Here is a 7280-nt window from a genome sequence, read left to right as displayed (position 1 = left end):
CGGCCGGCGAGGGGCACGGCGCGGGTCACGGCGCGGCCGACGAGGGGCACGGCGCGGGCGGCAGCGAGGAGGGCGGTGCGGGCGAGGGGCACGGCACCCGTCACGGCATCCGCCGCGTCCTCGCGCAGGCACGTGCGTACGTGGACGCGCCGCCGCCCCTCGGACGCGTCCGTTCCTCGTTCGCCCCGGGAGACGCCCGGACCCTCCGCGTCGACGGTCCCGGCTGGTCCCTGGTGGCCAGGACCGACGACATCGCCTTCGTCCTCCTCGACGAGGAGCCGGGAGAGGTGCTTCCGGTGGGACGGGGACGGGAACTGCCCGGGCTGCTGGCGGCCCTGGACGAGATGGCGGTACGGCCCGGCTGAGCGCCGGACCGGCGGCTACCGGCTCAGCGGCCGAGCTCCTTGCGCGTCACGCGGCGCAACCTGCCCCGCTGCCCGGGGTCCAGCGCGAGGTAGGCCGCCGCCGGCACTCCCACGATGATCAGAAGGGCGACCCACCAAGGCAGCCAGATCCACAGGAGCAGCCCTGCCGCCACGCCCCCTGCGGCGATCTTCGCGTTCTTCGACATCTCGTCGCCTCCTTCGCGGCCATTACCGCTGTCCGTGGTTCCACTGTCCGTGCTACCGCTGATGGCGCTATTGCTGCCCGTATTGCCGCTGTCCGTCCTGAGAACGGGTCCGCGCCGCGGGCAGTTCCTGGCCGCGACCCTGATGTGTCCCTGATACGTCCCTGAGACGAACTCCGGGGACGCCACGGCCGCAGGGCATCCGGAGCCCGGAGGCCCTCGGAACCGCGAGGTGCGGGCTCCGAGCAGTATGTGACCCACGCCACCGTTCCGCCACCGATGAGAGGCGACGAGATGCTGTACCCTCAACGACTCCGACTCCAGTAGTCAAACTTGAGGAATGCGTCATCGCCGTACAGAGGATCTCCGCGGTACCCCCCTTCACCGGCACCGTCGACGAACTGGCCGACTGCTGCGCCGTCTTCGTGCCCGGCGATCCGGCGCGTACCGGCTGCGTGGCGTTCTGGCGCACCGACGGGGAGCTGCCTCCCGTGCCCTCGTTCGCAACGGCCGGTGAGCTGACCGTCGTCGTGCCCGCCGGCAGCGGCAGCGGTGTCGAGGCGGTGAGCGTTCCCGCGGCCCTGGTACCGGTGCGCTCCGCGCTGCCCGTCCTCACGCGCGCGCGTGCCGTCGCACGGGCACACCGGGCGACGGCCTTCTGGGCGACGGCGGCGCTGCTCGGACTGCGGTTCGCTGCGCGGGGGCTGCTGCTGCCCGGCCTGTCCGCGACCGGGCACGACATGTGGCGCGCGGGTCCGCTGCGCGCGGAGCACGTCGACCAGGTCCGAGAGCTGGCCGCCGCGATGCCGCCCGAGGCACACGCCGTACCCCTGGCCGGCACCATGACCGCGACCGGTGGTGGCCCGCTGCGGCTGCCGGATCCGGAGCGGTTGCTGCGCGGTTTCCTCGACGCGGTCGTCGACGTGCTCCCCCGCTCCCCCGCGGCGGCGCTCGCGGCGGGCGGCCCGGCGTTCGCGGCTCCGGAGCCGCAGCACGTGCCCGAACAGCGGGCCTGGGCCGCCGAGGTCGCCGCCGGACACGACGCGGGCGTACGCCTCTCCTTGCGCATCGAGGTGCCCGGGCTCGCGTCGGCCGTGGCGGACGAGACCCGGTTGTCCTTCCGTGCCGTGCCGCAGGTGCACGGTGTGGACGACCCGGCGCTCGTCGCGGACGCCTCGGCGGTGTGGGCCGGGGTCGAGGGCTTCGGCTCCCGCGCGCGGCTGGACGCCCTGCTCGCGCTGCGCCGCGCCGCGCGCGCCTGGCCACCCCTCACGCCGTTGCTGTCGGCCGCCGTGCCCGACTCGGTCGATCTCGCCGACGACGAGGTCACCGAGCTCCTCGGCGAGGGCGGCCGGTCGCTGACGGCCGCGGGCGTCGACGTGCACTGGCCCAGGGAGTTCGCGCGCGGGCTCACCGCGCGCGCGGTGATCGGACCACCGGACGACGGACCGATCGACGGGCCGATCGACGGGCCGATCGACGGATCGGACGACGGGCCGGGAGACGGTCGGGGCCGGGTACGCGGTGGTCCGGGCGCGTCCTTCCTGTCGGCCGACACCCTGCTCTCCTTCAGCTGGTGGTTCGCGCTGGGCGAGGAGCGGCTCACCCGGCAGGAGCTGGACCGACTGGCCGAAGCCGGCCGCCCCGTGGTCCGGCTGCGCGGGCAGTGGGTGCTCCTGGACCCCGAGGAGGCGCGCCGCGCCCGGGACCGGCAGGACCGCAAGGTGACGCCCATCGACGCGCTCGGTGCCGCCCTGGCGGGCTCCACGGAGGTCGACGGGCACCGGGTCGACGTACGGCCCACGGGATGGCTGGCGGCCCTGCGGGAGCAGCTGTCGGACCCGGCTGGACAGGGGGCCCGGGAGCTCGTCGGACAGCCGGCCGGGCTCGACGCCACCCTGCGCGACTACCAGCTGCGCGGACTCGACTGGCTGGCCCGTCTCACCTCGTCCGGGCTCGGCGGCTGTCTGGCCGACGACATGGGCCTCGGCAAGACGATCACGCTGATCGCGCTGCACCTGCGCCGGCAGGGCGACCCGTCGGCGGCCGGGCCCACGCTCGTGGTCTGCCCGACCTCGCTGATGGGCAACTGGCAGCGGGAGATCGAGAAGTTCGCACCCGGCACGCCCGTACGCCGCTTCCACGGGTCACGGCGTGCCCTGGACGGCCTGGCGGACGGGGAGTTCGTGCTCACCACGTACGGCACCATGCGCCTGGACGCACCCCGGCTGGCCGGCGTGGACTGGGGCATGGTCGTCGCGGACGAGGCGCAGCACGTGAAGAACCCCTACTCGGCCACGGCGAAGGAACTGCGCACCATCGGCGCACGCGCGCGCGTGGCGCTCACCGGCACGCCCGTGGAGAACAACCTCTCCGAGCTGTGGGCGATCCTCGACTGGACCACACCCGGACTGCTGGGCAGGCTCGGCGCGTTCCGCACCCGGTACGCGCGGGCCGTCGAGGGGAACCGTGATCCCGTCGCGGCGGAGCGGCTCGGCCGGCTCGTACGACCCTTCCTGCTGCGCCGCCGCAAAGCGGACCCCGGTATCGCGCCCGAACTGCCGCCGAAGACCGAGACCGACCGCGCCGTGTCCCTCACCAAGGAGCAGGCGGGGCTGTACGAGGCCCTGGTGCGCGAGACGCTGGCGGAGATCTCCGGGGCCGGCGGCATGGAGCGGCGCGGACTGATCGTGAAGCTGCTGACCGGTCTGAAGCAGATCTGCAACCACCCGGCGCAGTTCCTCAGGGAGGAACGTCCCAGGAGCGCGGGCAGGTCGGGCAAGCTGGAACTGCTCGACGAACTGCTCGACACGATCCTCTCCGAGGGAGCGGGCGTTCTGGTCTTCACCCAGTACGTGGCGATGGCGCGGATCATCGAACGGCACCTGGCCGCGCGGGGGGTGCCGTCGCAGTTCCTGCACGGCGGTACACCGGTGCACGAGCGCGAGGCGATGGTCGGCCGCTTCCAGGAGGGCGGGATCCCCGTGTTCCTGCTGTCCCTGAAGGCCGCCGGTACGGGGCTGAACCTCACGCGGGCCGAACACGTCGTGCACTACGACCGGTGGTGGAACCCGGCCGTCGAGGCGCAGGCCACCGACCGCGCCCACCGCATCGGCCAGACCAGGCCGGTCCAGGTGCACCGGCTGATCGCGGAGGGCACGGTCGAGGACCGTATCGCCGAGATGCTGCTGCGCAAGCGGGAGCTGGCCGAGGCCGTGCTCGGCTCCCCAGAGGCGGCGCTGACCGAGCTGTCCGACGCCGAACTGGCCGACCTGGTGGAACTTCGAGGGGACTTCCGATGAGCACGGACGAGCACGACGGTGCGCGTACCTTCGCCGCGCTGCCGCCCGCGCACGGCCGGGGATTCGCGCGGACCTGGTGGGGGCAGGCGTGGCTGAGGGCGCTGGAGGACGCGGCGCTCGACGGTGCGCAGGTGAAGGCGGGGCGCAGGCTCGCGCGCGCGGGATCCGTCGGCGCCGTGTCGGTGCGTCCCGGGCGCATCACCGCGGTCGTGCAGGACCGCGACCGCACCGCGCACCGTGCCGACGTCCTGCTGCAGGAGCTGTCCACGCACCAATGGGACCGTTTCCTGGACATGGCCGTCGAACGGGCCGGGCACGTCGCGGCCCTGCTGGACCGGGAGATGCCGCCGCACCTGGTGGAGGACGCCGCGGCCGCCGGCGTCGAACTCCTGCCGGGCCTCGGCGATCTCGATCCGGAATGCGACTGTGGCACCTGGGACCACTGCGCCCACACGGCCGCGCTCTGCTACCAGGTGGCACGCCTGCTCGACCAGGATCCGTTCGTGCTGCTGCTGATGCGGGGGCGCGAGGAGCGGTCGCTGCTGGACGACTTGCAGGTACGCGGGACCGCTTCGGCCGGGACCGCTTCGGCCGGCACGACTCCGGCCGGTTCGGACCGGGCTCCGGCGGACGGCCCGGAGGGCGGCCTGGAGGACGGACTGCAGGGCGGGTCCGGTGGCGGGCCGGAGGACGGCGTGGACGCCGCTGGGGCCTATGTGGCCGGGCTCGTCCTGCCGCCGCTCCCGGAGCCGTCCGAGCCGCCCGCGCGGCCGGGCCCGCCCCCTTCCCTGGACACCGATGCCCGGCCCGCCGCGGGCGTCGACGCGGCCGCGCTGGAGTTCCTGGCCGCCCGGGCCGCCGAGGACGCGCACCGGCTGCTCGTCGACGCGCTCGGCGGCGCCGAGCACCCCCATGAGGCACATGAGGCACATGAGGCGAAGGGGGAAGAGCTGACGGTCGGGCAGGATGCCGTCCGGCTCGCCGCGGGCGACCCCGGGGAAGAGGTCCTCACGCGTCTGGCCCGGGGATCCGGGCGCGGCCCGGAGGAGTTGGCGCTCGCCGTTCACGCGTGGCGGTACGGGGGCGCGGCCGCGCTCTCGGTGCTGGAGGACGAGTGGGCCCCCGAGGGGACGCCGCTGGCACGCGCGCGTGCGGCCCTCGAAGCGGCCTGGGACGAGGAGGAGCGTCCGCGGTTGCGCGCCGCGGGCAACCGGTGGACGGTGAGCGGTGGTTCGGCCCAGCTGCGGCTGGGGCGTGACGGGCGCTGGTGGCCGTATCGGAAGCAGGCCGGGCAGTGGGTGCCGGCGGGTCTTCCGGCCCAGGACCCGGCGACGGCACTGGCCGTGGCGGCAGGGGACGACGATCCCGGGCGTACGGGCGGGTAGGCAGGTAGGGCGTCACGGCCCGCCGAAGGGGAAGAGGGATGCGAAACCGCTCGGCAACTCGCTGGGCAGCCCGGTCGGCAGACCAGTCGGCAGATCGGACGGCGACCCGGTCGGCAGATCGGTCGGCAGATCGCCGGGAAGTCCGCTCGGACGCTGGGTCGGGATCTCGGGCGGACGGCTCGACGACGGCGTGGCGGTGCGCTCCGTCCCCCGGCTGCTCTCCGCGGGCACCTTCTCGCCCGGTGCTCCGTTCCCTCCGGTGACCACCAGAGCCACGGCGGCGACCGCGCCGAGGGTCACCAGCACGGTGAGCAGGAGGAGCAGCAGTTTCCGGTGTCCCGGAGGAGTGCCACCGGCCTCGTCCTCCGGTGGTCCGGGGCCGTCCGGTGGCCCGTAACCGTCCGCCGGCGGGCCGAAACCGCCACCGCCCGGAGGCGGCGCGTCCTCCGGCGGCCCCGGCGGCCGGGGCGGAGGCGGCGGCGGAGACGGCGGCGTGGTCATACGACCAGAGTCGACCCCGGCCGGTCGATCCGCGACCCCCGCACGGGAGTTGCCGCGAACCTACGCCTCGGCTCCCGGCCGGGCGCGGCCGGGAGCCGAGGGAGGCGCCGCAGATGACCACCTCAGCAGGTGCTCTCCACCACACGCCTCCCTCTCCGTCGCCCCGTGGTTCCGTCCCCCGGACAGCGTCAGCCGCGCGCGCCCAGCAGGTGGTCCATCGCCAGCTGGTCCAGGTGCTCGAACGCCATTCCGCGCGCGGCGGCCGCGTCCACGTCGAAGTCCTCGAACGCGGACTTGTCCGCGAGCAGCGCGTCGAGGCCGTCGTCGGCGGTCTGCCGGCCCAGTTCGTCGAGCCGCGAGGCGCGCAGGGCCTCCTGCACCTCCGGGTCGGCGCGGAAGGCGGCGGCCCGCTCCTTGAGGATCAGGTAGTTGCGCATGCAGCCGGCGGCCGACGCCCACACCCCGTCCAGGTCCTCGGTGCGCGGCGGCTTGAAGTCGAAGTGCCGCGGCCCGGCGTAACCGGCGCTCTCCAGCAGGTCCACCAGCCAGAACGCGGCCCGCAGGTCGCCGGCCCCGAACCGCAGGTCCTGGTCGTACTTGGTGCCGTGCTGGCCGTTGAGGTCGATGTGGAAGAGCTTGCCCGCCCACAGCGCCTGGGCGATGCCGTGCGGGAAGTTCAGCCCGGCCATCTGCTCGTGGCCCACCTCGGGGTTGACCCCGTACAGCTCCGGGCGCTCCAGCCGCTCGATGAAGGCGAGGGCGTGTCCGACGGTGGGGAGGAGGATGTCGCCGCGCGGCTCGTTCGGCTTGGGCTCGATGGCGAAGCGGATGTCGTAGCCCTGGGCGGTGACGTACTCGCCGAGCAGGTCGAAGGCCTCCTTCATCCGCTCCAGCGCCAGGCGCACGTCCTTGGCGCCGCCCGACTCCGCGCCCTCGCGGCCGCCCCAGGCCACGTACGTCTCGGCACCCAGCTCGACCGCCAGGTCGATGTTGCGGATCGTCTTGCGCAGCGCGTAGCGGCGCACGTCCCGGTCGTTGGCGGTGAACCCGCCGTCCTTGAACACGGGGTGCGTGAACAGGTTGGTGGTGGCCATCGGCACCTTCATGCCGGTCTCGTCCAGGGCCTGCCGGAAGCGCTTGAGGTGCGCCTCCCGCTCACTGTCGGAGGACCCGAAGGGGATCAGGTCGTCATCGTGGAAGGTGACTCCGTGGGCCCCGAGTTCCGCCAGCCGCCGTACCGACTCGGCCGGGTCCAGGGCGCGCCGGGTGGCGTCGCCGAACGGGTCGTTCCCGCGCCAGCCGACGGTCCACAGGCCGAAGGTGAACCTGTCGTCGGGGGTGGGCTGGTAGTTCATGCCACGGCTCCTTGCTCGCTTCGCTCCGACTATTTCGTCATGGCGCTTAACAAATTAGTATGCGAACGCACCTCTGGGAAGACGCAAGGTGTCTCGAGGTGCGGAAGCCCTCGAGGTGGGAGATGTCTCAGGGCGGGCGCAGAGGTGTCCGAGCCGCGGAAGAGGGAGA

The 7280-nt window shown here is 73.8% G+C and carries 5 protein-coding genes and 1 pseudogene; 3 read left to right on the top strand and 3 right to left on the bottom strand.

Annotated elements, in window-relative coordinates; translation table 11 throughout:
• Positions 1-365: pseudogene (locus tag UW392_RS24095) on the top strand (hypothetical protein); the annotation flags it as partial.
• 23 nt (positions 366-388) lie between these two features.
• On the opposite strand, the gene UW392_RS24090 reads toward UW392_RS24095, so the two are convergent.
• Complete coding sequence (locus tag UW392_RS24090; RefSeq protein WP_320777185.1) at positions 389-571, bottom strand: hypothetical protein; 183 nt, start codon at positions 569-571, stop codon at positions 389-391.
• 344 nt (positions 572-915) lie between these two features.
• Between UW392_RS24090 and UW392_RS24085 the strand changes: the two genes are divergently transcribed.
• Both UW392_RS24085 and UW392_RS24080 read left to right on the top strand, forming a co-directional pair.
• On the top strand, positions 916-3870 hold the full coding sequence (locus UW392_RS24085; RefSeq protein WP_414496675.1) for a DEAD/DEAH box helicase: 2955 nt from the start codon (positions 916-918) through the stop codon (positions 3868-3870).
• Positions 3867-5255, top strand: a complete 1389-nt coding sequence (locus UW392_RS24080) for an SWF or SNF family helicase (protein WP_320777184.1) — start codon at positions 3867-3869, stop codon at positions 5253-5255. Before UW392_RS24085 ends, UW392_RS24080 begins: the two co-directional genes overlap by 4 nt.
• Before the next feature lie 12 nt (positions 5256-5267).
• On the opposite strand, the gene UW392_RS24075 is transcribed toward UW392_RS24080, so the two are convergent.
• Both UW392_RS24075 and xylA read right to left on the bottom strand, forming a co-directional pair.
• Positions 5268-5756, bottom strand: a complete 489-nt coding sequence (locus tag UW392_RS24075; protein WP_320777183.1) for a hypothetical protein — start codon at positions 5754-5756, stop codon at positions 5268-5270.
• A gap of 188 nt (positions 5757-5944) precedes the next feature.
• Complete coding sequence (xylA, locus tag UW392_RS24070) at positions 5945-7111, bottom strand: xylose isomerase (protein WP_320777182.1); 1167 nt, start codon at positions 7109-7111, stop codon at positions 5945-5947.
• Positions 7112-7280: the final 169 nt, after the last annotated feature.

It is taken from the genome of Streptomyces sp. CRN 30 (genome assembly GCF_034105845.1).
This window is presented reverse-complemented; position numbering and strand designations above follow the sequence as displayed.

Bases quoted from the DNA above. Each gene is read 5' to 3' on its own strand.
- xylA (WP_320777182.1), bottom strand. From the start codon at position 7,111: ATGAACTACCAGCCCACCCCCGACGACAGGTTCACCTTCGGCCTGTGG.
- UW392_RS24090 (WP_320777185.1), bottom strand. From the start codon at position 571: ATGTCGAAGAACGCGAAGATCGCCGCAGGGGGCGTGGCGGCAGGGCTG.
- UW392_RS24075 (WP_320777183.1), bottom strand. From the start codon at position 5,756: ATGACCACGCCGCCGTCTCCGCCGCCGCCTCCGCCCCGGCCGCCGGGG.
- UW392_RS24080 (WP_320777184.1), top strand. From the start codon at position 3,867: ATGAGCACGGACGAGCACGACGGTGCGCGTACCTTCGCCGCGCTGCCG.